Source organism: Alphaproteobacteria bacterium LSUCC0684, from assembly GCA_041228335.1.
Lineage (GTDB): Bacteria > Pseudomonadota > Alphaproteobacteria > Puniceispirillales > UBA1172.
On sequence record CP166130.1, the window covers coordinates 1,428,553 to 1,453,537 of the forward strand.

The window sequence follows — 24,985 nt, forward strand, 5'->3', positions numbered from 1 at the left end:
ACCCCAAACGAGATCAGGCGGAAGATCTGATCCATCCATGGCCCTGAAACGTAATGGAGAAATACAATGTTTTTTACCCCAGGCACCCATCAAGAACACGGCCTTCCCTTCAATCCCCTCAAGGCGATTGTTGCCCCGCGTCCCATCGGCTGGATATCCACCGTGAATGCGGCGGGCAACGCCAATCTTGCGCCCTATAGTTTCTTCAACGCGATCTCGGAAACTCCGCCCATGGTCGGGTTTTCAGTATCGCCAGCCGAGCGGGAAAAGGATTCGCTTGTCAATTCCCGCGAGACCGGGGAATTTGTCGTCAATATCGTCTCCCACGCGCAGATGCAGGCCATGAGCGACACCTCCGCCCCGGCGGCCCATGGCGTATCGGAATTTGACCTTGTGGGGATAGAGGCTGAGCCTTCGACCAGGGTTGCACCGCCGCGGGTCAAGGATGCCCCCTGTCATCTCGAATGCAAGGTCTGGGATATTCTGGCCCTGCCCGAAGATGAAAACGGCGACAGGAATTACTGGGTCATGGGCACAATCATCGGCATAAACATCAATGATGCGGTGATCGTCGATGGCAAGGTTGATGTCAGCCTCTATCAGCCGGTCAGCCGACTTGGATACAAGGACTACTCGGTTGTTCGTGATGTGTTTGAGATCGAACGGCCCAAAGGCGGTTACTGATCAATCGGACAAGTATCAACAACCAGATTGATATATCCCTGCAGGCTTGTTTCATAAAGATGTATCTTGATCAGCCATGTATCGGCGATCAGCACCGTATCGAACGGCAACATGCCCGAATTGATCTTCTCCCCACCGAAATAGCTGATCCGCATGGAAACAGGCTTGGCCGGATCAAACCAGGGGGTATCGCGTGTCGCTTCGTGCCCGGCTTCGCCTTCGATGAAGACCTGAAGCGAACCACCGAGAAGATCAGCCTTGGATTCCCCGCCGGCAAACAAGCTCGTCGCCACCGCGACATCCTTTGTCTCGATGGTCCGGCACCGCGCCGGTTTGGAGAGGGTATTCAATGCCCTGACAATCTGCTGTTCATCCACCCCTCGTGCAAGAAAACGGGCAATCCGGCGGTTGAGCTGCTTCATCCTGGCGTCCTGCCCGGATGATCCGCCGACAAGTTCAGCCTCCATCCGAAGGCGCTGCTCTTCTTCAAGCGAGGTATTGAGTGTGGTGATCTGCTGCTGCAGTTTCTCGTTTTCCTGCTGCATTTCGAGAAGCTGCTGGGCATTGGTGGATACGAGCGCCGATTGCTGGCTGTTGCCCCAGAACCATCCGATCCAGAGCATGAAACCAAGAACGCATAAACGAATAAGCCAGTTGATCTGGGCACGGAATTCTTGTTTTCGATATCGTTCTGTTGTTTGGTAATAATCCTTCATATGGTGCGCGTCCCCTTGCACTTGAGTTATACGGCGCGACCCGAAGATGAGCAATAGCAAGCTGCGCGTTTTCAGTTGGAGAAACAATCGAGGCGGATCGAGATACTTATGGCGAGCGGAAAGAAAAATCATCCCAAGACACCCCGGGCCTGGCAACGCATGCTAAGCGGGCGACGCCTTGATCTGATCAACCCATCACCCATGGATATCGAAATCGAGGATATCGCCCATGGCCTTGCGCGCGTCGCACGCTGGAACGGGCAGACATCAGGCGAATGGGCCTATAGCGTCGCCCAGCATAGCGTCCTTGTGGAACGGCTCTTTGCAAAGCAGAATCCGGGCATTGACCGGCGGTGGCGGCTGGCTTGCCTGCTGCATGATGCACCTGAATATGTAATCGGTGATATGATCACGCCAGTCAAGGCAGTTTTATCACATGAATACAAGGAAATAGAGAAAAGACTTGAGATGGCGGTTCATATTCGTTTTGGCCTGCCCGGCACCCTTCCTGAAGGGGTGCACAAGGCGATCAAACGGGCAGATAAACTGGCGGCATTTATCGAGGCTGTCCAGATTGCCGGATTTACGGAAAAGGAAGCGCGGGCCGCGATCGCCCGTCCCCGGATAATTCCCGATATCCGCATCAAGCCCGAATCCCCGATCCGAACAGAAGAGACCTATTTGCGCCGGTTCCGGTATCTTGGAGGAAGAAAAGATTGAAGGCAGGATCACGCCCATGAAATCACGGCATAACAGAATATCTTCATAAGCTGGTGTCCTGAACCATATCAGGGCAAGCTATCACTACCTAAAGGAGCGTTGAGCAACCATGCCAGATATACCAATCGAGATCGATTACTACCTGACCCCGGTAAGCCCATGGACCTATCTCGGCGCGGAAAGGTTCCGCCACCTTGCCGAAAAGCATAAGGCAAAAGTTCACCTTCGCATTGTTGATTACGGCGTGATATTTCCCCAGACCGGCGGGCTCCCGCTGCCGAAACGTGCCCCGGCAAGGCAGGCTTACCGGTTGCAGGACCTGGCCAGATTTCGGGATTACCTCAATATCCCTCTCGTGCTTCAGCCAAAGCATTTCCCGTCACGGACGCGTCTTGGCGCCTATACCATCCTTGCCGCGGTTGAAGCGGGTGGTGTCCATGACGGGATGATCGCATCGGAGGCTTTGCTCAAGGGGCTCTGGGCCGAGGAAAAGGATATGGATGATCCGGCCGCTGTCAGTGCCACGCTCAACGCCGCAGGTCTTGATGGCGAAAAACTGGTCCGGATCGCCGGGGCCAACAGCAGCGGTTTTGACAGCCGTATCGCCGCCGATACGGAAAAAGCCCTGGACCAACAGGTTTTCGGCGCGCCATCCTATGTCTATAAAGGCGAAGTCTTCTGGGGGCAGGACAGGCTTGACCTGCTTGCCTGGAGGCTTGAGGGGGAGGCTTGAAGGGGAAACTTGAGGTCAAAGATGATGTCTGTCAGTGAACTTGAACACCATATCGGGCTCTATCCGGATTTTCCCAAAGCCGGTATCCTATTTCGGGATATCAGCCCGATGCTGGCCTCGCCCGGAGCCATGCGGGTAGCCATTGATGCCTTCAGGCAAGGCCTCGAGCCATTTGAGCCAGACCTTTTTGCCGGGATCGAATCCCGCGGGTTTCTCTTTTCAACTCTGCTGGCGCATGAATTCGGCAAGGGATCGCTCATGATTCGCAAGCCAGGTAAACTTCCCGGCAGCCTGATCGCCGAAAGCTACGCGCTGGAATATGGCGAAAACACCCTGACCATGCAAAACGACGCCCCGGTAAGGGGCAAGCGCGTTGTGCTGGTGGATGATCTGCTGGCCACCGGCGGGACCGTCGCGGCCTCGGCGGCATTGCTTCGACGCCTCGGGGCCGAACCGGTCGCCACCGCCGTCGTCATTGAACTCGAAGCCCTGAAAGGACGCGCGGCTGTCGGCATGCCGGTTGTCTCACTACTGGCCTATGATGACTAGTTTTGATCCATCAACCACCCTCATTCTTGTTGCGCTTCAGGACGAGTTGCCCGAAGCCGCCGCGCCGGGGTGGATCATTCGCTACACCGGGGTTGGCAAGGTCAATGCCGCCATCCGGGGCTTTCAGGCCATTGTTGAGACAAGACCGGAGGCCGTGATCAATTTCGGCACTGCCGGGACGCTTATGGACAATCTTTCCGGCATACATGAGGTCAGCCGGTTTTATCAGCGCGATATGGATGTCCGCGGGCTTGGCTTTGCCCTCGGCCAGACACCTTTTGAAGATGAAGGCCCGATTGATCTCGGCCGCCCCGGGCTCAGCATCGGTACAGGTGACAGTTTTGTTGAACGAACGCCAGAACTCATGACCGATCTTGTCGATATGGAAGCCTATGCCCTTGCCCGCCTGAGCATGTCGCTCGGCCTGCCCTTCTGGTGCTTCAAATATATCTCCGATAAAGCCGACGAGGCCGCCGCCACGGATTGGAGCGCGTCCCTGCAATTTGGAGCGCAGCTTTTCGCAACCACCGTTCTGGGGAGATGATCGTGCCGGGCCAAGGTGGTGGGAGCGACGGGACTCGAACCCGTACACCATTGAAGATAAACGATTTTAAGTCGTTTGCGTCTACCAATTCCGCCACGCTCCCGTGCCAGACCCTGGCTCGCTGCCCCCTCAATATTGACGAAACAGCCACCCATTTCACTACAGAGACCCGGCGCTGATTTCAAGTGCAATATCCACTCGATCCGGGCTAAGCTTGATCATCACTGCCGCAAGGGTACAATCTCCCCATGTTCTTTCTGCCGCTCTTTGACGACAATCCGACCAGTCGCCCGCCACTGGTCACCTGGATGATCATGGCGCTATGTATTCTGATTTTCCTCATTCAGGCCACACAGCCTGAACGTGGCCAGTATGAAATCCTGCTGCGATACGCAACCATTCCGGCGATTGTCACCGGGGAGGCTTTTCTGCCTGATGCGCTGCGGTCCATTCCATCCTGGGCAACCTTGGTGTCCTCTACCTTTCTTCATGGCGGCTGGATGCATCTTGGCGGAAATATGCTCTATCTCTGGATCTTTGCCGATAATGTCGAAGATCGCATGGGTCCGGTCAGATTTCTTTTGTTCTACCTGATCTGCGGCGTGGCGGCCTCGCTTGCCCATGTGATGGTTGATCCGGCCTCGACCACGCCTCTTGTCGGGGCATCCGGGGCTATCGCCGGGGTTCTTGCGGCCTATCTGCTGATGTTTCCCCGAGCAAAAGTCCGCGTCATCATGGTGATCCTGATCTTCATCCGGTGGATTTATATCCCGGCTTTTGTGGTTCTCGGCGTCTGGGTCCTGCTTCAATTCGTGGCGGCGCCGTCTTCACTTGCAGGCGACGGGGGAGGCACGGCATATTTTGCCCATATAGGCGGGTTTCTGGCCGGGCTTGTCTTGACACCTTTCTTCAAGAAAAAAGGTGTGGTGCTGCTGCCGAAACAGGACGAACCGCCGCATTGGGATATCTCCCCGGCACCAGCCCGACAGGTCCGGGATGAGTTCAGAAAAAGATACAGTTATCGGCGTCCGGGCCGCTCGGATATCCCTTCCATCAGCCGCAAGAACTCAAGACGAAAAGGCCCTTGGGGGTAATCTTTGATATTTGGCCACCCCCGGCTCATGGCGTATTGCCGCCAACCACCTTCTCATCGATAAAGCCGGTGCCGCCAAAACTTTCCACCAGTTTCACCAGCGCGGCCGCCGCGGCTTCCACCAGACTCAGATCAAGGCCGGTGACAACAAGCGCCGTGCCGTAGGTTCCAGGCTTGAACCAGGGATAGCTGCCCACTGAAATCCCCTCATATTCAGCTTCGATACGGGCCAGACCTTCAGCAAGGGAGCCTTCGCCGATATCTGTCTGGACCGTCAACCGATGGGCCTTGGTGCCACCGGGAAGCTGATCTCCCATATTCTCCACCATGGCCTGAAGGATTGATGGCACACCAGGCAGAACATAGACATTGTTGATAATAAACCCGGGCGCAGCCGAAACCGGGTTGTCGATCAGTTCGGCTCCTTCGGGAATATCGGCCATCTTCTGCCTTGCTGCGTTGTATTCAAGCCCGGTGCCGGTATAGTGATCAATGAGCCGCTGGTCTGCCTCGGGATGGCGGATCACCTTAACCCCGAAGGCTTTGGCGATAGAGGCGGTGGTGATGTCATCATGGGTCGGCCCGATGCCGCCGGATGTAAAAACGATATCATGGGCCAAGGACAGCGCCTTAACCGTTTCAATGATCAGCGCTTCGTCATCTCCGATTACCCGGGCCTGCGAAAGCTTGATGCCGCGTTCATAAAGAACAGAAGCCAGCCAGTTGATGTTTTTATCCGCGGTTCGACCGCTCAGAATCTCATCGCCGATGATGATGATGGCTGCAGTTGGTTGCATGAAAAACCTTTTGAAGACATTGATAGGTCCTATGTCTATATAGATAATTCATGCGAATAACCAGCCCCTGCCCTGCAAGAGGTTTACATGCTTCTCCCGCAATTGACAAAAGGGATTCTCATCAGACGCTACAAGAGATTTCTCGCAGATGTGGATTTCAACGGTGAGGTGGAAACCGTGCATTGCCCTAATCCCGGGGCGATGACCGGACTCAAGGACCCAGGGATGAATGTCTGGTGTTCGACGTCGGATAACCCTGCCCGCAAGCTCAAGAAAACGCTTGAATTGATTGAAGCTGACGGCGTTATGGTCGGGATCAACACCAACCAGCCCAACAAGCTTGCACTCGAAGCTCTTGAAGCGGGGATTATCCCGGCCTTCAGGACGTTTTCAGCCATCAGCCCCGAATTCACCTATACAAAGGGCACACGTTTTGATTTTCGCCTGCAGAATCCGGAAACGGGTGAGGCGCTCTATCTCGAAGTCAAGAATGTCCATCTTGCCCGGCCGGACGGTCCAAATCCAGGGGCAGTCGAATTTCCCGATTCCGTCACCAGCCGCGGGGCAAAGCACCTACGTATTCTGGCGGAGATAGCCCGCAAAGGGAAGAAAGCCGCCATGCTCTATGTGATCCAGCGCGGCGATGGCGACAGGTTTACCCTTGCGGACGATATTGATCCGGTTTATGCAGAAGCCTTCATGGAGGCCCGCGCCGCTGGGGTTCACATGGAAGCCTGGCGTTGTATGGTCAGCCCTGACGCCATAAAGATTACCGAAGCGATGCCGATGGACATCGCCTCGCTGCAACACAAACGAGACGCATGATGCGAGTTGAACCAGTCATACGACATGATGAGAGCGGATTTATCGGCATGCGAAACGCCGGCAGACTGGCGGCGGAAACCCTCGATTACATTACCCCTTTTGTTCAGGCTGGGGTAACAACACTTGAATTGAATGATCTCTGCCATCGCTTTATCGAAGACCATGACGCTGTTCCTGCCCCGTTGAATTACAAAGGGTTTCCCAAGGCGACCTGCATTTCGGTCAATCATGTTGTATGCCACGGCATCCCTTCGGAAAAGGTGCTGCATGATGGCGATATCCTCAACATCGATGTGACGGTCATCCTCGATGGCTGGTATGGTGATACCAGCCGCATGTACTGGGTTGGCACGCCCTCGGTCAAGGCAAGACGGCTGACCGAGGTCACCTACGAATCCATGATGCGGGGGATACGCGCGGTCAAACCAGGCAATACGCTTGGTGATATCGGCCACGCTATTCAGCAATTCGCCGAAGCGGCACGATTTTCAGTGGTACGGGATTTTACCGGCCACGGCCTAGGCCGCACCTTCCATGCCTCCCCCACGGTGCTGCATTACGGTGAACCCGGTGAAGGCATGGTTCTCGAAGAAGGGATGATCTTCACCATTGAACCGATGATCAATACCGGCACCTGGCAGGTCAAACTACTCGCCGACGGCTGGACTGCAGTCACGCGGGACCGCGGCCTTTCCGCCCAGTTTGAGCATTCGGTTGGCGTGACTTCGGATGGCGTGGAAATATTCACGCTTTCCCCTGGAGGCCTGACAAAACCTCCCTATTCCGGTAATTGATCTGGCCGGATTCTTCCGGCCGTAGCCCCTTTCGATTTCAGGCGATGGGAAAAGCCCGTTGCCAGCAACCTGCTCTTTGCCTAAAGTTAGGCAATCAGTTCTGGCCCTGTCCTTGTTCCGGCCCTTGTCTTCATCAACAGCAGAAGAGATGACGGAAATGCAGGGATCAGCAGACACCGGAGCAGACCTGCATAAAGGTCACCGCGAGCGGTTACGCAAGAAGGTCATGAAGGGTGGCACGTCCAGCCTCTATGACTATCAAGTCATTGAAATGCTGTTGCATTACTGCATCCCGCGAAAAGACACCAAATCTCTGGCCAAGACATTGCTGGCACAGCACAAGACCGTTCAGCATCTCATTTATGCAGAACAGGAAGGCCTGCTTGAAATTCCGGGTATTGGCGAGAATGTCGTCGTTTTCTTCAAACTGCTGCAACGGCTGACCAGGGACATGCTGCATGAAGCGCTGATCGACAGCAACGTTTTGTCATCATGGCAGATGGTGGTGCAGTATTGCCGCAATGAAATCGGCTTTGATCGTGAGGAAAAGATAGCGGTTTTGTATCTCGATTCCCGCAACCGGTTGATCTGCTCGGATATTCTTGCCGCAGGAACAGTCAACCGGGTGAATGTGTATACCCGTGAAGTCGTGCGGGAGGCAGTGCTGAGGAAAGCCGTATCTATTATCCTTGTTCACAATCATCCTTCCGGTGACACAACCCCGTCCAAACAGGATATTGAAATGACGCGGACGATCAGGGATGCCTTGAGGAATGTGGATATCCTTCTCCATGATCATTTGATCATCAGCCCGAACAGCTGTTCGAGTTTCAAAACCATGGGACTTTTATGACAATGAGTGGAAAAACCCTGTCTGAGATGTTATGGAACAGATGCAAACCCAACATCAGATGGAATGAATAATGATCCCACGCTACTCCCGACAACAGATGCAGCAGATATGGTCCGATGAAAGCCGTTTCCGGATCTGGCTTGAAATTGAAGTCCATGCCTGTGATGCCCAGGCCAGGCTTGGCGTCATCCCGGAAGAGGCCGCGGCGATCATCCGCGAGAAGGCGAATTTCGACATCGAGGAAATTGACCGGATTGAGCGTGAAACCAAGCATGATGTCATAGCCTTTCTGACAAGCGTCGCCGGATTTGTCGGCCCGGAAGCTCGTTTCATCCATCAGGGAATGACCTCATCGGACGTGCTCGACACTACCCTTGCCGTTCAGCTCAGCCGCGCAACCAATCTGCTCATTGATGGTATTGACCTCTTGCTCGATGCGCTCAAGACCAGGGCCGAAGAACATAAATACACCCCGACCATCGGCCGCAGCCACGGGATACACGCCGAACCCGTCAGTTTCGGGCTGAAACTTGCCGGATTCCATGCCGAATTTGCCCGTGCCAAGAAGCGGCTCATCGCGGCAAGGGAAGAAATCGCCACCTGCAAGATCTCCGGCGCCGTCGGGACATACGCCCATATTGATCCGCTGGTTGAAAGTCATGTTGCCGAACGCATGGGGCTGATACCCGAAACACATTCCACCCAGGTCATCCCCCGCGACCGGCATGCCATGTATTTTTCCACCCTCGGCGTGGTGGCCTCCTCAATCGAACGGCTGGCGGTGGAGATACGTCACCTGCAGCGGACCGAAGTCCGCGAGGCCGAGGAATTTTTCTCCCCGGGGCAGAAAGGCTCATCGGCCATGCCGCACAAGCGCAATCCGGTGCTGACCGAAAACCTCACCGGCCTTGCCAGAGTTGTGCGGGCAGCCGTTACCCCGGCGCTGGAAAACGTCGCCCTCTGGCATGAGCGTGATATCTCTCATTCGTCGGTTGAAAGAGTGTTTGCGCCTGATGCCACCATTGCCCTCGACTTCGCCATTCATCGGCTGGCTTCGGTCATCAAGAATCTGGTGGTCTATCCCGAAGCGATGCAGAGCAATCTCGATGCACTTGGCGGGCTTGTGCATTCCCAGCAGGTGTTGCTGGCGCTGACCCAAAAAGGTGTCAGCCGCGAGGACGCATATAAACTGGTGCAGGTCAACGCCATGGATACATGGCATAATGGCGGCTCATACCTTGATCGCCTTAAGGCTGATCCGGGCATCCGGGCCGCCTTGAGCGAAGATGACCTCGATGCCCTCTTTGATCTTGAGCAGCATTTTGCCCGTATCGACATGATTTTTGAGCGTGTTTTTGCTCAATAAGCCCTGCTTATCAGCGTTTACAGTCAGGTAAAAGAGTTCTATATATTGCATGTAGAATCTTTCTATTCACCATATCTCTGTCTGACCAGGTCCAATGGCGCAGCGCGAACAACTTTATGACGGCAAGGCCAAGACACTCTTCTCCGGGCCTGAGCCGGGCACATTGATCCAGTATTTCAAGGATGACGCAACCGCGTTCAACGCCGTCAAGCATGACGTGATTGCCGGCAAGGGCGTGCTGAACAATATCATCTCGGAATTTATCATGGGCAAGGTTGGGGCGGCCGGGGTTCCCACCCATTTCATCCGCCGGGTCAATCGTCGTGAGCAGCTTGTTCGCGAGGTATCGATTATTCCGATTGAAGTCGTTGTGCGGAATATTGCGGCGGGATCACTCGTCAAAAGACTGGGCGGGGAAAATATCAGGATCAAGGATGGCGACGCGCTTCCTGCCCCCCTGATCGAATTCTATTTAAAGGAAGATGCCCTTAATGATCCGATTTTAAGCCGTGAGCATATCCTTGCCTTCGGGATCGCTTCATCGCAGGAGCTTGAGATCATCACGGGCCTGACCGCCAAGGTAAATACCATCCTTGGTGAGATTTTTCGTGATATCGGTATCCGCCTGATTGATTTCAAGCTTGAATTCGGCCGTCTCGGGGAAGATGGATCGATCTTGCTGGCTGATGAAATCAGCCCCGACAACTGCCGCCTGTGGGATATGGAAACCGGGGAGAAGAAAGATAAGGACCGCTTTCGCCAGGATCTGGGTGGCCTCATTGAAGCCTATCAGGACATCGCGGCGCGCTTTGGCCTTGATCTCTCGCCGCTAGAAGAAAAAGAGGACTGACACATGCTGGTTACCGTTACCATCACGCTCAAGCCCGGGGTGCTTGACCCGGAAGGCCGGGCCATTGAAAGCTCACTTGCCAATCTCGGTTATCAGGATGTTCGCGGCGTCAGCACCGGCAAGCAGATTGTGCTTGATCTGGATGAAGAGGATGAAGCCCGCGCCCGACAGAAAACCGCCAAGATGTGTGAAACCCTCCTCGTCAACACCGTGATCGAGGATTACGAGATCACCTGCCATATCGAGGCTGATGAGGATATCGGCTGACCCATGGATATTGTCGTCATCACGTTTCCGGGATCGAATTGCGACCGCGATATCATTACCGCCGCCGCCAGCATCACCGGGCATCAGCCACGGGTAATCTGGCATAAGGACAGTGAGATCGGCAAACCTGATCTGGTTCTGGTTCCGGGCGGGTTTTCCTTTGGCGACTACCTGAGATGCGGGGCGATTGCGGCCCGCTCGGCGGCGATGGAAAGCGTCTATGAACATGCGCTGAGGGGCGGTATGGTGATGGGTATCTGCAATGGATTCCAGATACTGATTGAAACAGGTCTGCTTCCGGGGGCATTGATCCGGAACAAGGGGCTGAAATTTGTCTGCCGTGATACGGTGCTGCGCGTTCACCAGTCCGACAAGCCGATCATGGGTGAGTTGAAAGACGGGGCTGAACTCGTCATTCCCGTGGCCCATAACGAAGGCCAGTTCTTCGCCGATGAGGAGACCTTGCGCCGGATTGAAGATAACGGCCAGATCGCCTTTACCTACGCACCTGCCGGAAGCAAGGGGGATTACAACCCAAATGGCTCAGCCCTTGATATCGCCGGCATCACGTCAGAAAACGGCAAGGTGCTCGGGCTTATGCCTCACCCGGAGCGTCGGATGAGTGCCGAAGTTGGCGGCGCCGATGGCCGGACCATGCTGACCAGAATTTTTGAGGCCTGCCAGTGATGACATCACCTCACCCGATCATGACACAAGAACACGCTGCCGAAATGGGGCTCTCGACCGAGGAATTTGACCGGATCTGCACCGCCATAGGACGCATCCCGAACATGACCGAACTTGGCATTTTTTCCGCCATGTGGTCAGAGCACTGTTCCTATAAATCCTCGAAAAAATGGCTCAAGACCCTGCCGACAACCGGCGATTGCGTCATTCAGGGACCAGGCGAAAACGCTGGTGTCGTCGATATCGGAGACGGCTGGGCCGCTGTCTTCAAGATCGAAAGCCATAACCATCCTTCCTATATCGAACCCTATCAGGGAGCGGCGACAGGTGTTGGCGGCATTCTTCGCGATGTCTTCACCATGGGAGCGCGGCCTGTCGCCCTGCTCAACGCTCTCCGGTTTGGCGCCCCGGACCATCCGCTGACACGGTATCTGACCGGCGGTGTCGTGGCCGGAATAGGCGGCTATGGCAACTGTATCGGCATCCCGACTGTTGGTGGTGAAGTCAACTTCGACAAATCCTATAACGGGAATATTCTTGTCAACGCCATGGCTGTCGGGCTTGCACGGGCGGACCGGATATTCTACTCCGCAGCTTCGGGGGCCGGAAATCCTGTCATCTATATCGGCGCCAAGACCGGACGGGACGGCATCCACGGTGCAACAATGGCATCAACGGAATTCAGCGATGATGCTGCCTCCAAACGTCCGACTGTCCAGGTCGGGGATCCTTTTGCGGGTAAACTGCTGATGGAAGCAAGCCTCGAACTGATGGCATCGGATGCGGTGATCGCCATTCAGGATATGGGTGCTGCCGGGCTGACGTCTTCTTCGGTGGAAATGGCCGCCAAAGGCGGGCTAGGAATGGATATTGATCTTGATCTTGTACCGGTGCGTGAAGACGGCATGACTTCCTATGAAATCATGCTTTCGGAATCCCAGGAACGCATGCTTGCCGTTCTCAAACCTGATGCGACCGAAGCGGCGAGAGCCATTCTCGAAAAATGGGATCTTGATTTTGCAACCATCGGCACGGTGACCGAAACCGGAAGGCTGGTGCTGCGCAAAGATGGCGATATCGCCGCTGATATTCCGCTCTCCCCTCTGGTGGACGACGCCCCGGAATACGACCGTGCGCACCAGGCATCCCCTGCCCTTGGGCGGCTTGAAAGCGCCAACGTCCCTGCGCTTGCCCCTAGCGATGCGCTTCGCGGCATGATCGGATCACATCATCTGGCGTCACGGCGCTGGATCTGGGAGCAGTATGACTGCGACGTCATGGCCGATACCGTGGCATCTTCCGGAGGTGATGCGGCACTGGTGCGGGTTCATGGCTCGACAAGGGGCATGGCCATCACAACCGACTGCACCCCGCGTTACGTGAAGGCTGATCCCGAATGCGGCGGCATGCAGGCAGTAGCCGAAGCCTATCGGAATATCAGCGCAACCGGCGCCCTGCCGCTGGCCATCACGAACAACCTTAATTTCGGCAATCCCGAAAAGCCTGAAATCATGGGCCAGATTGTCGGTGCCGTAACCGGGATGGGCAAAGCTGCCAGGGTTCTTGATACGCCTGTCGTTTCGGGCAATGTCTCACTCTATAACGAAACCGAAGGCAAGGCCATCAATCCGGCACCGGTTGTGGGGATGGTGGGCCGTATCGATGATATCCATGACGCGGCCCGCATCGCTTTTCCGGCATCCGGTCTTGATCTTTTGGTTATTGGCCAGACATCGGCGCAAGATGACGGCTGGCTTGGATGCTCGGTTTACGCTGATCTCTTTTTTGAAAATCCTGAAGCCGCCCCGCCACCGGTCAATTGCGAGGATGAACGTCGCCATGGCAGTTTTGTGCGGCAACAGATACTGGATGGCAAGGTTGCCGCCGCCCATGATATCAGCGATGGCGGCCTGCTGGTGACAATAGCTGAAATGGCGATGGCCGCAGGTGGAACATATGGCGCGGAAATCGATCTTCCGGGTGGCAAAACCGTGCATGGCTGGTGTTTCGGCGAAGATAAGGGGCGATATATCCTCGCATCCCGTGATGGTGACGCCATGCTTGCCGCAGCCGGGGATGCCGGTATTCCCGCATGCCGTATCGGCCGCACCAGCGATGATGGTGCATTGAAATTCAGCACCGGTGATAGTATCTCTATAGAAGAATTGATTGATATCAGTGAATCCTGGCTCCCCGTGCTCATGGCCGGAGGTCGTGAGACGAAGTAACAGGATAAAACGCCTCAAGAAAGAAAACCCAGAGGAGACGTTGGCCCATGGCCATGGAAGCAAGAGAAATCGAACGGCTGATCAAGGAAGCCCTGCCCGACAGCACCGTGACGATCACGGATCTTCGCGGTGATGCAGATCACTACGCCTGCCATGTTGTTTCTGCAGAATTCAGGGGCAAGACACGCATACAGCAGCATCAGATCGTATATAACGCGCTAGGGGGGCGTATGGGCGGTGAATTGCATGCCCTTGCGCTCCAGACAACCCCATCGGAAGAGGATTGAGCCATGGACGCCCAGACAAAAAGCCTTATCGAAAATGAAATCTCAAGCCAGGATGTCGTGCTTTTCATGAAAGGGACGCCCGTCTTCCCGCAATGTGGTTTCTCCGCCGCCGTTGTCGGGGTGCTTTCTCATCTCGGGGTCAAATTCAAGGGCGTGAATGTTCTTGAAGATGACGCGGTTCGAGAGGGTATCAAGAGCTACACCAACTGGCCGACCATCCCCCAGCTTTATATCAAGGGGGAATTTGTCGGCGGTTGCGATATCATCCGGGAAATGTATGAAACCGGCGAGCTGATCGAATTGATGAACAGCCGCGGCATCGATGTGAATCCGCAACCGCTTCAGGCCTGATCAGGCATCATCTCATAGGTGTTCCAGTCCGTTTTGACTGCATGCCGGTCATAAACAGTTCTGGCACGATAGTTATCATCACGGGTTATCCACCGAATGACCGGCCAGCCTTTTGCGGCCGCTTCCTGACGGAGAGTTTCGAGCAGCATTGACGCTATGCCCGAGCCGCGCTCGCCCGGGTCAACGAAGAGATCATCCAGAAAGCCGATCTCCCTGCCTCTGAGCGGGCTTGGCATCGCCCGGAAATGGGCAAGGCCAATCGGAACCCCGTCCCTCACCGCGACTAGCCCTGTGAGCGGATGGGCCGGGTCCAGCAACCAGGACCAGGTTGTCAGGGCCGAGCTTTCGGCAAGTTCAACCTGGTAATGATCCGCATAACCCTGATAGAGCTGATACCACGCCTCGTAATGCGAGGCCTCAAGGGGCACGATTTTAATTGCTGCCATGATGATCACCTTCCCGATTATAGTCTATTGCCGCGCCTGATGATTAGAGGCTAATCTCGGAATGAAGTCAAGGAAGCTGAACATGTCTCTCCGCACCTGGATATTGATGAGCCTGCTCGGCCTGTTGTGGAGCGGAACCTTCTTCATAACTGAAATTCTGCTGGAACATTTTCTCCCCTTTACCATCGTCTTTCACCGGGTGGGACTGGCGGCGCTTGCCATGTTGATCCTGCTCTGGCTTCGCGGCAAGAGATTGCCGGGAGATTTCCGGAACTGGGGCAGTTTTATCGTTATGGGGTTTCTGAACAATGCCCTGCCGTTTTCCGCCATTGTTTTCGGCCAGCAATACATCACCGGCGGCCTTGCCTCCATCCTCAATTCCACCACCGCGTTCATTGCCGTGGTGATCTCCGGGATATTTCTTGCAGATGAGAAGATTACAGGGGCGCGGCTTTTGGGGGTAACGCTTGGCGTTGTCGGGGTAGCGCTTGCCATGGGCATAGATACGCTGGGTGATCTTTCGCTCGCCAATATCGGACAGTTCTGCATTCTGCTATCTTCCACGAGTTATGTTCTTGCCAGTATCTGGGGGAAACTCAAGCTTCGTGGCCATGATGCGGAGGTCACTGCGACAGCGATGCTGATCACCTCTTCGGGCTGGATGTTTGTCATCGCCCTGTGGGTTGAGGGTATTCCCTTTACCCTGATGCCCGCGCCGATTTTTGTCTCCTTTCTAGTCTACGCGGTATTATGCACAAGCCTTGCCTATATCCTCTATTTTGCGTTGCTGAAAGAGGCCGGCGCTGGCAACACCATGCTGGTCACGATCATCATCCCCCCGTTCTCGCTTCTCCTTGATGCGCTGGCACTCGGGCAATGGGTCAAATCTCATGAAATGCTTGGCTTCGGGGTAATTGCCATCGGCCTGCTGATCCTCGGCAACAAGATCAGACTCCCCGGCAGGTGATCCCGCCAAGAAAAAAGGGCGGCACCTGGCCGCCCCTTTATTGTCCTGAAGACGTGAATTAGCGTGAATAGAATTCGACCACGAGGTTCGGTTCCATCTGTACAGGATAGGGCACATCGGCCAGTTCCGGCACGCGGTTCATCGAACCTTTGAAACTGCCTTCATCAACGGTCAGGTATTCAGGGATATCGCGTTCAGCCGAGGCTGCGCCTTCCATCACCGCAGGAATAGTGCGTGATTTTTCCTTGAGCTGGATTACATCCCCGACTTTCATCATGGCTGATGGAATATTGCAGCGGCGACCATTGACCAGGACATGGCCATGGTTGACCAGCTGGCGTGCGGCAAAAACGGTTGGTGCAAATTTCATCCGGTAGACAAGGGCATCAAGACGGCATTCCAGAATCCCGATCAGGTTCTGGCCGGTATCACCGCGGCGACGGACAGCCTCCTGATAATATTTCTTGAACTGCTTTTCACCGATATTGCCGTAATACCCTTTGAGCTTCTGCTTGGCCATCAGCTGCACGCCGAAATCCGTAGGCTTGCGGCGGCGCTGGCCATGCTGACCCGGACCGTATTCACGGGCGTTGACAGGGGATTTCGCACGTCCCCAGAGGTTAACGCCAAGACGGCGATCAATTTTATGCTTGGAATGGTGACGCTTGTGGTCTGACTTTGCAGCCATTGATATACTCCGTTATTTTGAGGCGCGTTGGCCATTGTTGCCCCGGTAGTGCCACATGGCCGGGACAACAGCGAAATCTCCTGTTGTCCACTTTCCCAGGAATGGCGCTTTTTTGCAGAAAAGACGGATAATGTCAACCCTTGCGGGGTGTTGACTGGCGCAGGGCCTTGACCATGCCGTGCAGTGTCCGGATATCCTGCATCGAAAGCGTGCTGCGCTGGAACATTGCGGTGATGTTCCGCATCACCACCGGCCGCATATCGGAACTGGTAAAAAACCCGCCTTCGTCAAGACCCTCTTCCAGCACACGAAAGAAAAACTCCCGCTCTTCGACGGTTGCCGGCTCCGGCGCCCCGTCCTCTTCGGTCAGGAGAGGCATATCAAGGACAGATGCGGCGGCCTTGCGGCACTCCCACCCCATCAGCAGTACCGCCTGCGCAAGATTTAGCGAAGAGAATACCGGATTTAGCGGCACCGTGATGATGAAATCCGCCAGTGCCACATCGGCGTTGTCGAGACCGGCACGCTCCGGCCCGAAAAGAAGCGCCGTCTTCCCCCCTGATCTCGCATGCACCGCCAGACGCTCGGCGGCTTCGGGTGGGGTGAGGCACTCTTTTGCCATGCCGCGGCGACGTGCTGTCGTGGCGGCGATCATCGTATAAGAAGCCGCAGCTTCGGCTGTGTTATCAGCAAGCGACGCCGAATTCAGTATATCGATCCCCCCCGATGCCATGGCATCAGCGGCTGGATTGGGCCAGCCATCCCGCGGACTGACCAGATGAAGACGCGAAAGCCCGCAGTTCTTCATCGCCCGGGCCGCGGCGCCGATATTTTCCCCCATCTGGGGTTCGACAAGGATCACGCCGGGCAGAAGATCAGCCCATGGCCCGTCGGTTTCGACAGCCTTTCGGTTGGTTCCGGCCATGATCAGGCTTTGGGCTGGACAACAGCACCAGACCGGAAGAGTTTCCATGTCATGGCATCAGCCAGCGCCATCACCGACGCATCGATGATATTGGTCGACACCCCAACCGAGATCCAGCTGAGGCCTTCCTTGTCCTGACATTCGATCAGCACCCTTGTGACGGCGCCGGTGCCGCCATCGGCCTTGTCTCCTGAAAGGATCCGGACCTTGTAATCTACGAGTTTCACGCCCGCAAGTTCAGGGTAGGCCGTCACCAGCGCCTTGCGGATGGCCGTATCCACCGCATTGACCGGCCCGTTGCCGATGGACGCTTCGTGATATTGCCTGCCGGAAACAAAAATCGTGGTGGTGGCTTCGGATTCCACCACCAGTTTGCCTTTGGCGTTAAAGCGGCGTTCATCCATGACACGAAAACGTTCAATGACGAAATATTCAGGCACTTCGCCAAGCGCCCGCCGCACCAGAAGTTCCATACTGGCTTCAGCCGTATCGAAAGCCCAGCCGTTATATTCCTTTTCCTTCACATCGGCGATCAGGGCATCAAGGCGGCGATCCTTCTTGTCAACGGTGATCCCGAGCTCTTCAAACCTGGCCAGAAAATTCGCCTTTCCGGACTGGTCGGAAACAATATATTCACGGGCATTGCCCACGGTTTCCGGAGGAATATGTTCATACGTCCTCGGGTCCTTTAATGCCGCGGATGCGTGCAAGCCGCCCTTATGCGCAAACGCCGCATCGCCGACATAGGGCGCGTGCGGGTTCGGCAGACGGTTGATCCGGCTGTCCATCATCCGGGAAAGGGATTTGAGTTTGCCAAGACGTTCTCTGGAAACACCTGTCTCATACCCGTATTTGAGCATCAGCGTCGGAATAAGGGTGATCAGGTTGGCGTTGCCGCAACGCTCCCCGATACCGTTGATCGTGCCCTGCACCTGCCGTGCACCTGCTTTGATCGCGGTGATGGAATTGGCCACCGCAAGGCCGGAGTCATTATGGGTATGGATGCCGATCCTGGCTTCGGGCAGCACCTCCTTGACGGCCGAAACACCGGCATGGATATCTTCTGGCATCGCGCCGCCATTCGTATCGCAGAGAACGATCCATTCCGCCCCCCCTTCAAACGCAGCCTTTGCGCAGGCAATGGCATAGTCGGGGTTGTTCTTGTAGCCATCAAAGAAATGTTCGCAATCGAACATCGCTTCACGTCCACGCTCACGCACGGCGGCGATAGAATCCGTGATCATGGAGAGGTTCTCTTCAAGCGAAACCTCAAGCGCGGTTTCAACGTGAAAATCCCAGGTCTTGCCGACAAGACATGTGCCGTCGGTTTCTGCGTCAATCACCGCCACCAGCCCGGGATCGTTTGAGGCACTGCGGCCACCTCGTCGTGTCATCCCAAAAGCCACAGAGCGGGATTTCCTGCCTTTTGGAAAATCCTTGAAAAACTCATTATCCGTGGGGTTGGCGCCCGGCCAGCCACCTTCGATATAATCTATCCCCATATCATCAAGGGCCTTGGCAATGGCAATCTTGTCGGCCACGGAAAAATCAATACCGCGCGCCTGGCACCCATCGCGAAGCGTGGTGTCAAAAAGCCATATGCGCTCACCGGTCATGATTGTCTCCCTTTAACCTTGAGTATTATGTCACCTGTCTTAAGCCGAGTTTGGCGGATTGTCAAAACCAAGGGCTATCCGCGCCGCCATATCGTTCCATCAGCTGTATCTTCAAGAAGAATGCCACGTGCCGCCAGATCATCACGAATACGGTCAGCTTCAGCAAAATTCCGTTCCTTCTTTGCCGTGGCGCGGGCTGATATCGCGGCCTCGATATCTTGCGCATCCGCATCACCGCCCCGGAACCAGGTATCGGCATCGCTGGCAAGAAGCCCCATCATTTCGGCCGTTGCCCGGAGGTTGCCGGCAGCTGCTTGATCGCCTTTATTGGCCTGCCGCGCAAGTTCATGGAGCCGGGCCAGCGCAACAGGGGTGTTGAGATCATCTGCAAGCGCCGCCATGACTTCATCGTCGATGTCCCCTGCCTCAGCGTCGCCCACCGCGCGATAAAGTGAATCCAGCGCGGCTTTGGCTTCCTCAACGCCGGTCATGGAAAAATCAAGCGGCGCGCGGTATTGCGCTGTCAGAAGCGCGTAGCGCACCGCCTCCCCGGGAAAACGGGCAAGAACATCGGCAACCGTGGTGAAATTGCCAAGCGATTTGGACATCTTCTCACCATCGACAGTGACATATCCGTTATGCATCCAGACACTGGCCATGGTATCGGTGCCATGGGCGCAGCAGGATTGCGCCATCTCGTTTTCGTGATGGGGAAAGATCAGATCAAGTCCCCCGGCGTGGATATCAAACGTTTCGCCGAGATAGGCCGCGCTCATGGCCGAACATTCGATATGCCATCCCGGCCTGCCTCTGCCCCAGGGGCTGTCCCATCCGGGCTGATCTGCCGTTGAAGGTTTCCACAGGACAAAATCCGCCGCATCTTTCTTGAACGGGGCGATCTCCACCCGTGCGCCAGCAACCAACTCGTCCCTTGAACGCCGGGAAAGCCGGCCATAGTTTTCCATACTGCTGACATGGAACAGCACATGACCTTCAGCTTCATAGGCATGGCCGGCCTCAATCAGTCGTTCGATCATCGTGATCATCTGCGGGATATGATCTGTTGCTCTCGGCTCGATGTCAGGGGCCAGCACGCCGAGCGCGGTGCAATCATCATGGAACGCTTCGATGGTGCGAGCCGTCAACTCACGGATGGTGATACCTTCCTCGCTGGCCCGGGCGTTGATCTTGTCGTCGACATCGGTAATGTTTCGTGCATAGGTCACTTTCGGATAAAGACGGCGAAGAAGACGAACCAGCAGATCAAACACAACCAGCGGACGGGCATTGCCGACATGAATCCGGTCGTAAACCGTCGGCCCGCAGGCATAGAGCCGGATATTTGCAGGGTCAAGCGGCGTAAATCTCTCCTTGCCCCGGTTCAGCGTATTATGAACATGAAACACCGCCATCAGGCTGTCTCTCCATTGAGCCGTGCGAGGATACGTGCCCGTCCCATGACCGGCAGAAGACCGGCAAGTTCAGGCCCCGATGCCTGCCCGGTCAGCGCCAGCCGCAAGGGCATGAAAAGTGCCTTTCCCTTTTTGCCTGTGGCTTCCGTTATGGCCTTTGTCCAGATACCCCAGGTGGTTCCATCAGGCTCACCCTCCGGCAGGGCAGATATCGCCGCCGCCAGGAGATCTCCGTCTTCAAGCTGAGGTTTGAGCGGCTCTGTCGCCATATGAAAGAGCCTGGCCGTATCTTCGAGACGGTCGATATTTCCGCGCACCGCCTCCCAGAAGCCAGCGCCACCGCCAACACCCAGAGCCTCAAGCCTCTTTTCAACCGACGTAAAAGGCATGCCATTCAACACACGGCTATTGACGAGTTTAAGTTCTGCCGGATCAAAACGCGGGGTGGCGCGGCCAAACCTGCTTATATCAAAACCTTCAATAAGCTCCTGCATCGATTGGCGAGCCTCAACGGGGTCAGCGGTTCCGATCCGCGCCAGCAGGCTGGCAATGGCCATGGCCTCAATCCCGTCTTCACGCAGACTGCCAATCGAAAGCGAGCCAAGGCGTTTCGAAAGCCCCTCTCCATCGGCCCCGGCCAATAGCGCGAAATGCCCCATTTCAGGGGGCGTTGCGCCAAGTGCCTCGAACAGCTGGATCTGGGCGGCGGAATTCGTGGTGTGATCTTCACCCCTGAGGATATGGGTAACGCCGTGATCGCGATCATCCACCACCGATGCAAGGGTATAGATCACCCGTCCATCTGCCCGCAGGATCACCGGATCCGACAAGGACGAGGTAGGCACGCTGACTTCCCCTCGAACAAGATCATTCCACATCACGGTTGTGTCGTCGAGCCTGAACCGGTAATGCGGCTTCTCGCCGGCGGCTTCACGGCGGGCAATGTCTTCGGGGCTGAGCGAAAGCGCCGCCCGGTCATAGACCGGTGGACGCCCGGCCGCCAGCTGGGATTTGCGCTTGAGCGAGAGCTCTTCCTGGGTTTCAAAACATTTATAGGCCCGGCCCGTGGAAAGCAGATATTCAAGCGCATCGGCATAATGGGAAAGCCGTGACGACTGCCGATCCTCCCTGTCCCACTCCATCCCCAACCATTTGAGATCAGCCCGGATCGAGGCTTCGTATTCCGGGGTTGATCTCTCATCATCGGTATCATCAATCCGAAGCATGAAATCGCCGCCGGTCGCCCGGGCAAAAAGAAAATTCACCAGCGCAGTTCGCATATTGCCAACATGGAGGTTGCCTGTCGGGCTCGGGGCGAAACGGACAAGAGTTCGGGTCATCTGCCTTCTCCGGCAAGAGGGTAACGGTTGGTAATCGGAAAGCGTCGATCGCGGGTAAAGGCGCGACGCGTCACTTTGGGGCCGGGCGCGGCCTGACGGCGTTTATATTCAGCCCGCATCAGCATCCGGGCACATCGCCTTACATCATCCTCGTTGAAACCTTCGCCGATCAGTTGATCCACCGAGGACTGCTTTTCAACAAGACCTTTCATGATGGCATCAAGCATCTCATAATCCGGCAGACTGTCGCTGTCTTTCTGATCCGGGCGGAGCTCGGCTGAAGGTGGACGCGTGATGATCCGTTCGGGGATAACTTCGCCTTTTGGCCCCAGCGCCCCGCGGGGCTGAACGGAATTGCGAAACCGGCAGAGATCAAACACCCTTGTTTTCCAGACATCGATAAGCGGCGCATAGCCGCCGCACATATCACCATAAAGCGTAGCGTAGCCGGTGGCATATTCGGATTTGTTTCCGGTGCTGAGCAGCAGCTGCCCCGTCGTGTTCGAGATGCTCATCAAGGCAAGCCCGCGCAGCCGGGACTGGAGATTTTCCCGGGCAAGACTGGCATCACCTGCGGCAAACGGAGCTTCAAGCATTGCATCAATGGCGACCATGGCGGGATTGATATCGATATTATCAAGGCGGATACCAAGATTTGCCGCAAGCAGCGCGGCATCATCAAGGCTGATCTGGCTTGTATAGGGTGATGGCATCATCACGGCATCCACCCGGTCAGCCCCGAGCGCATCGACCGCAAGCACCGCCACAAGCGCGCTGTCGATACCGCCGGAAAGACCGAGAATGACACGCTCAAACCCGTTCTTTTCCACGTAATCCCTGATCCCGAGCATGAGGCAGCGCCAGATGGCGAGATTGCCCTCATCAGGTTTGTGGACAGGCCCTTCCAGACGCCAGCCATCGGCGCCTTTACGAGCCTCGATCAAGGTGACGGATTCCGTAAAACACGGCAGGTAAGCGGCGATCCTGCCGCCCGGGTTGATGGCAAAAGATGCCCCGTCAAAGACCTGATCATCCTGACCGCCCACCAGATTGACATAGATGAGCGGCAACCCGCTTTCGCTGACCCTTGCCACTGCCGCCATCATGCGGTCATCGATCTTGCCTTCCTCAAAAGGTGACCCGTTGCAGGAGATCAGCATCTCGGCGCCGGATTCCTCAAGACATTCAACGAGATCCGCATGCCACATATCCTCACAGACGGGCAGACCAAGCCGCACGCCACGGACCATCACCGGGCCAGGCATTTCGCCTGGAATGAAATTCCGTGGATCATCGAAAACACCTGTCCGCGGCAATCTTGCCTTGTCACGAACACCGATGATCTCACCGCCATCAAGCACATAAACCGAATTCCGGATGAAGCCCTTTTCATCACGGCGTGGCGCCCCGACGATGATCCCGGGGCCGCCATCACTTGTGGCGGCGGCGAGCATCCCCACTGTTTCCTCGACCTTTTCAAGAAAGCCTTCGACCTGAACAAGATCATCCACCTGATAGCCGCTGAGATAGACTTCCGGCGCAACGATGATATCCGCACCCTGCGCCATGGCCGTCTTGCGGGCATCGAGCAGTTTGCGGGCATTTCCCGTAATATCGCCAACCGTGGAATTCAGTTGGGCCATGGCAAAGAGAAGCGTATCGGTCATAGCCGTTATGTATCCTCTTTATGGGGAATTATCAAAGGAAACCGTCATCCATGTTGCGGCGGCGATGTTTCCATGCAAGGCTTTAATCATCAACAGGTATTCAATACAGGAAAATCCATCATGGCAAAAGGATATCTCGTCGGCACCATCACCGTCACCGACCCGGATGCGTATAAACCCTATATGGAAAACACCTCCCGCCTGGTGGCGAAATATGGCGGCAGATACCTCATTCGCGGCGGCGACATGACCGTGGCGGAGGGCCAGATCGACCATGACCGTGTTGTCGTCATCGAATTCGGCAGCATGGAGGCGCTTCAAAACTTCTACAATGACCCTGAATACGCGGAAGTGAAGAAGATCAGGCAGGCAAATTCCCGTGGCGTCATCATGAAGGTTACCGGCGTGGAAAGCGACTGAGCCAAGATCCAGGGCCAGATTAGGACGGGATCAGGAATTCTCGACCTGTTTTGACCCGGTAGACCCCATCATAGGAAATAATATCTGCAGTAGCATAGGTCTCGGACCATTTTTCCGGCAGATACGAGCCGGTGCCGATGAGATTGACGGGCGCCTCAGCGAGCGCAAAAACCCGGCATTTTTCCGGATCAAAACCGCTTGAGCACACGATCTTGACATCAGGAAATCCGGCAGCGTCAAGTTGTTCCCTCAGATGCCAAGTCGCCGCTGCCGACACGCCGGTGCCGATCAGATGCTTGAGTTCGGCGTCGCTGCGATATCCACGAATTGAAGATGGGGAATTGCGTTCAAGCACCGCATAGGATTGCTGCACATCGAGATCTTCAGCATACCGGCCGCCATGGGTGTCGAGACGAAGGGCCAGGGTACCGGCCGCTGCACGTTCGGGAAAAGCACGAGCCACTTCGAGACTGTCGGTGATCTCGCGGCCGAAATAATCCACCAGAACGGTCAACGGTTCATCCGGGAAGGTTTCATCATAGATACGCGCCGCCTCCACCGTTGAGCCGGCATAGCCGATCAGCGCATGGGGCATCGTTCCCCTGCCCTTGTCGGTATTGAAGAAATGTGCCGTATGATCGGTGGCACAGCCGACAAAACCGCAGGCCCCCTTCTGTTTCTGGGCAACGGCCGACCCGACCGAGGCACCATAAGCCATCATCTCCGCCATTTCGGTTCCGGCGCAATGCCGCGCATCCATGGCGAGGAACGACACCTCCGGCAGGGCCGCGCACATTGCATGAGCGTTATAGGCGGCAACCGAAGCGGCCCCGATCCGCTGCAGAAAGATCGTCTCAAGATCGACCATGGCGGTGAGCGGGCCGGTAATGTAAAGGATGGGATCACCCGCTCCGACCCAGCTGCCTTCGGGATGCTTCAGATCAAGACGGTATTTCACGCCTCGCTGGGCCAGCATCCCCTCAAGCCAGTCGAGGGCAAGCCGCGGGGCCGAAAGAACAGGCCGCCGCATAAAGACCGCATAGGTGACGTCGCAATCCCCCTTGCGCCCGACCACCGCCTTCGTCCGCAGGAAGTAACTGTCAGTCAGGCGAGGTTGATCTTCAGCTTTCGGTCCGGGGAAAGGTATCTCAGCCATGGCA

The 24,985-nt window shown here is 55.9% G+C and carries 28 protein-coding genes and 1 tRNA gene; 18 read left to right on the forward strand and 11 right to left on the reverse strand.

All coding sequences use genetic code 11. The features are described 5' to 3' along the window. Window positions 1-66: 66 nt before the first annotated feature. Window positions 67-684 (forward strand): flavin reductase family protein, encoded by a 618-nt coding sequence (locus AB8880_06765; protein ID XDZ64636.1) that lies wholly within the window; start codon window positions 67-69, stop codon window positions 682-684. Here the strand turns inward: AB8880_06765 and AB8880_06770 are convergent. Then, window positions 678-1,400: a hypothetical protein gene (locus AB8880_06770; protein ID XDZ64637.1), complete on the reverse strand. Its 723-nt coding sequence runs from the start codon at window positions 1,398-1,400 to the stop codon at window positions 678-680. The genes AB8880_06765 and AB8880_06770 overlap by 7 nt on opposite strands. A gap of 108 nt (window positions 1,401-1,508) precedes the next feature. Here AB8880_06770 and AB8880_06775 point away from each other — a divergent pair, with 108 nt between their 5' ends. The 4 genes from AB8880_06775 to AB8880_06790 all read left to right on the forward strand — a co-directional run bounded on the left by AB8880_06775 (window position 1,509) and on the right by AB8880_06790 (window position 3,946). Next, a complete protein-coding gene (locus AB8880_06775) occupies window positions 1,509-2,120 on the forward strand; it encodes a YfbR-like 5'-deoxynucleotidase (protein ID XDZ64638.1) in 612 nt (203 codons plus the stop codon). Between the two features lie 109 nt (window positions 2,121-2,229). Beyond that, window positions 2,230-2,853 (forward strand): 2-hydroxychromene-2-carboxylate isomerase, encoded by a 624-nt coding sequence (locus tag AB8880_06780; protein ID XDZ64639.1) that lies wholly within the window; start codon window positions 2,230-2,232, stop codon window positions 2,851-2,853. A gap of 21 nt (window positions 2,854-2,874) precedes the next feature. Then, window positions 2,875-3,402, forward strand: coding sequence for an adenine phosphoribosyltransferase (locus AB8880_06785; GenBank protein XDZ64640.1), 528 nt, complete (start codon window positions 2,875-2,877; stop codon window positions 3,400-3,402). Continuing rightward, on the forward strand, window positions 3,395-3,946 hold the full coding sequence (locus tag AB8880_06790; GenBank protein ID XDZ64641.1) for a 5'-methylthioadenosine nucleosidase: 552 nt from the start codon (window positions 3,395-3,397) through the stop codon (window positions 3,944-3,946). The genes AB8880_06785 and AB8880_06790 overlap by 8 nt, the downstream gene beginning before the upstream one ends. 16 nt (window positions 3,947-3,962) lie before the next feature. Here the strand turns inward: AB8880_06790 and AB8880_06795 are convergent. Continuing rightward, window positions 3,963-4,049 (reverse strand) — tRNA-Leu (locus AB8880_06795). Window positions 4,050-4,194: 145 nt separating this feature from the next. On the opposite strand from AB8880_06795, the gene AB8880_06800 reads away from it, so the two are divergent. Beyond that, window positions 4,195-5,040 carry a rhomboid family intramembrane serine protease gene (locus tag AB8880_06800; GenBank protein ID XDZ64642.1) on the forward strand — a complete coding sequence of 282 codons (846 nt, stop codon included), beginning with the start codon at window positions 4,195-4,197 and terminating at the stop codon, window positions 5,038-5,040. Between the two features lie 25 nt (window positions 5,041-5,065). Here AB8880_06800 and AB8880_06805 read toward each other — a convergent pair whose 3' ends face one another. Next, window positions 5,066-5,836: a competence/damage-inducible protein A gene (locus tag AB8880_06805; protein XDZ64643.1), complete on the reverse strand. Its 771-nt coding sequence runs from the start codon at window positions 5,834-5,836 to the stop codon at window positions 5,066-5,068. An 87-nt stretch (window positions 5,837-5,923) separates the two neighbouring features. Here AB8880_06805 and sfsA point away from each other — a divergent pair, with 87 nt between their 5' ends. The 10 genes from sfsA to grxD all read left to right on the forward strand — a co-directional run bounded on the left by sfsA (window position 5,924) and on the right by grxD (window position 14,344). Then, window positions 5,924-6,661, forward strand: a complete 738-nt coding sequence (gene sfsA, locus AB8880_06810; GenBank protein XDZ64644.1) for a DNA/RNA nuclease SfsA — start codon at window positions 5,924-5,926, stop codon at window positions 6,659-6,661. A 47-nt stretch (window positions 6,662-6,708) separates the two neighbouring features. Then, window positions 6,709-7,455 carry a type I methionyl aminopeptidase gene (gene map / locus AB8880_06815; GenBank protein XDZ64645.1) on the forward strand — a complete coding sequence of 249 codons (747 nt, stop codon included), beginning with the start codon at window positions 6,709-6,711 and terminating at the stop codon, window positions 7,453-7,455. A 148-nt stretch (window positions 7,456-7,603) separates the two neighbouring features. After that, window positions 7,604-8,308 carry a DNA repair protein RadC gene (radC, locus tag AB8880_06820; protein ID XDZ64646.1) on the forward strand — a complete coding sequence of 235 codons (705 nt, stop codon included), beginning with the start codon at window positions 7,604-7,606 and terminating at the stop codon, window positions 8,306-8,308. Between the two features lie 70 nt (window positions 8,309-8,378). Then, a complete protein-coding gene (purB, locus tag AB8880_06825) occupies window positions 8,379-9,674 on the forward strand; it encodes an adenylosuccinate lyase (protein XDZ64647.1) in 1,296 nt (431 codons plus the stop codon). Between the two features lie 94 nt (window positions 9,675-9,768). Beyond that, on the forward strand, window positions 9,769-10,524 hold the full coding sequence (purC, locus tag AB8880_06830; protein XDZ64648.1) for a phosphoribosylaminoimidazolesuccinocarboxamide synthase: 756 nt from the start codon (window positions 9,769-9,771) through the stop codon (window positions 10,522-10,524). Window positions 10,525-10,527: 3 nt separating this feature from the next. Next, window positions 10,528-10,791 carry a phosphoribosylformylglycinamidine synthase subunit PurS gene (purS, locus tag AB8880_06835; GenBank protein XDZ64649.1) on the forward strand — a complete coding sequence of 88 codons (264 nt, stop codon included), beginning with the start codon at window positions 10,528-10,530 and terminating at the stop codon, window positions 10,789-10,791. A 3-nt stretch (window positions 10,792-10,794) separates the two neighbouring features. Continuing rightward, window positions 10,795-11,478: a phosphoribosylformylglycinamidine synthase subunit PurQ gene (gene purQ, locus AB8880_06840; GenBank protein ID XDZ64650.1), complete on the forward strand. Its 684-nt coding sequence runs from the start codon at window positions 10,795-10,797 to the stop codon at window positions 11,476-11,478. Next, entirely contained in the window at window positions 11,478-13,706 is a 2,229-nt protein-coding gene (gene purL, locus AB8880_06845) for a phosphoribosylformylglycinamidine synthase subunit PurL (protein XDZ64651.1), read from the forward strand. The genes purQ and purL overlap by 1 nt, the downstream gene beginning before the upstream one ends. Window positions 13,707-13,753: 47 nt before the next feature. Beyond that, on the forward strand, window positions 13,754-13,993 hold the full coding sequence (locus AB8880_06850; protein ID XDZ64652.1) for a BolA family protein: 240 nt from the start codon (window positions 13,754-13,756) through the stop codon (window positions 13,991-13,993). 3 nt (window positions 13,994-13,996) lie between these two features. Continuing rightward, window positions 13,997-14,344, forward strand: a complete 348-nt coding sequence (gene grxD / locus AB8880_06855; GenBank protein XDZ64653.1) for a Grx4 family monothiol glutaredoxin — start codon at window positions 13,997-13,999, stop codon at window positions 14,342-14,344. Here grxD and AB8880_06860 read toward each other — a convergent pair. Continuing rightward, entirely contained in the window at window positions 14,335-14,790 is a 456-nt protein-coding gene (locus AB8880_06860) for an N-acetyltransferase family protein (protein ID XDZ64654.1), read from the reverse strand. The two genes, grxD and AB8880_06860, sit on opposite strands and share 10 nt — an antisense overlap. An 82-nt stretch (window positions 14,791-14,872) precedes the next feature. On the opposite strand from AB8880_06860, the gene AB8880_06865 reads away from it, so the two are divergent. After that, entirely contained in the window at window positions 14,873-15,757 is an 885-nt protein-coding gene (locus tag AB8880_06865; protein XDZ64655.1) for a DMT family transporter, read from the forward strand. A gap of 58 nt (window positions 15,758-15,815) precedes the next feature. Here AB8880_06865 and rpsD read toward each other — a convergent pair whose 3' ends face one another. The 6 genes from rpsD to AB8880_06895 form a co-directional block, all read right to left on the reverse strand. Beyond that, window positions 15,816-16,445: a 30S ribosomal protein S4 gene (rpsD, locus tag AB8880_06870; GenBank protein ID XDZ64656.1), complete on the reverse strand. Its 630-nt coding sequence runs from the start codon at window positions 16,443-16,445 to the stop codon at window positions 15,816-15,818. A gap of 133 nt (window positions 16,446-16,578) precedes the next feature. After that, window positions 16,579-17,370 carry an RNA methyltransferase gene (locus AB8880_06875; protein XDZ64657.1) on the reverse strand — a complete coding sequence of 264 codons (792 nt, stop codon included), beginning with the start codon at window positions 17,368-17,370 and terminating at the stop codon, window positions 16,579-16,581. 2 nt (window positions 17,371-17,372) lie between these two features. Next, entirely contained in the window at window positions 17,373-18,986 is a 1,614-nt protein-coding gene (gene cimA, locus AB8880_06880) for a citramalate synthase (protein XDZ64658.1), read from the reverse strand. Between the two features lie 74 nt (window positions 18,987-19,060). After that, on the reverse strand, window positions 19,061-20,398 hold the full coding sequence (gene cysS / locus AB8880_06885; GenBank protein XDZ64659.1) for a cysteine--tRNA ligase: 1,338 nt from the start codon (window positions 20,396-20,398) through the stop codon (window positions 19,061-19,063). Then, entirely contained in the window at window positions 20,398-21,738 is a 1,341-nt protein-coding gene (gltX, locus tag AB8880_06890) for a glutamate--tRNA ligase (GenBank protein XDZ64660.1), read from the reverse strand. Before gltX ends, cysS begins: the two co-directional genes overlap by 1 nt. Beyond that, window positions 21,735-23,405 (reverse strand): NAD+ synthase, encoded by a 1,671-nt coding sequence (locus tag AB8880_06895; protein ID XDZ64661.1) that lies wholly within the window; start codon window positions 23,403-23,405, stop codon window positions 21,735-21,737. Before AB8880_06895 ends, gltX begins: the two co-directional genes overlap by 4 nt. A 120-nt stretch (window positions 23,406-23,525) precedes the next feature. On the opposite strand from AB8880_06895, the gene AB8880_06900 reads away from it, so the two are divergent. Further along, the gene (locus AB8880_06900; GenBank protein XDZ64662.1) at window positions 23,526-23,825 is read left to right on the forward strand and encodes a DUF1330 domain-containing protein; all 300 of its coding nucleotides are present in this window, start codon (window positions 23,526-23,528) and stop codon (window positions 23,823-23,825) included. Between the two features lie 19 nt (window positions 23,826-23,844). On the opposite strand, the gene AB8880_06905 is transcribed toward AB8880_06900, so the two are convergent. Next, window positions 23,845-24,981 carry a nicotinate phosphoribosyltransferase gene (locus tag AB8880_06905; protein XDZ64663.1) on the reverse strand — a complete coding sequence of 379 codons (1,137 nt, stop codon included), beginning with the start codon at window positions 24,979-24,981 and terminating at the stop codon, window positions 23,845-23,847. Window positions 24,982-24,985 lie beyond the last annotated feature (4 nt).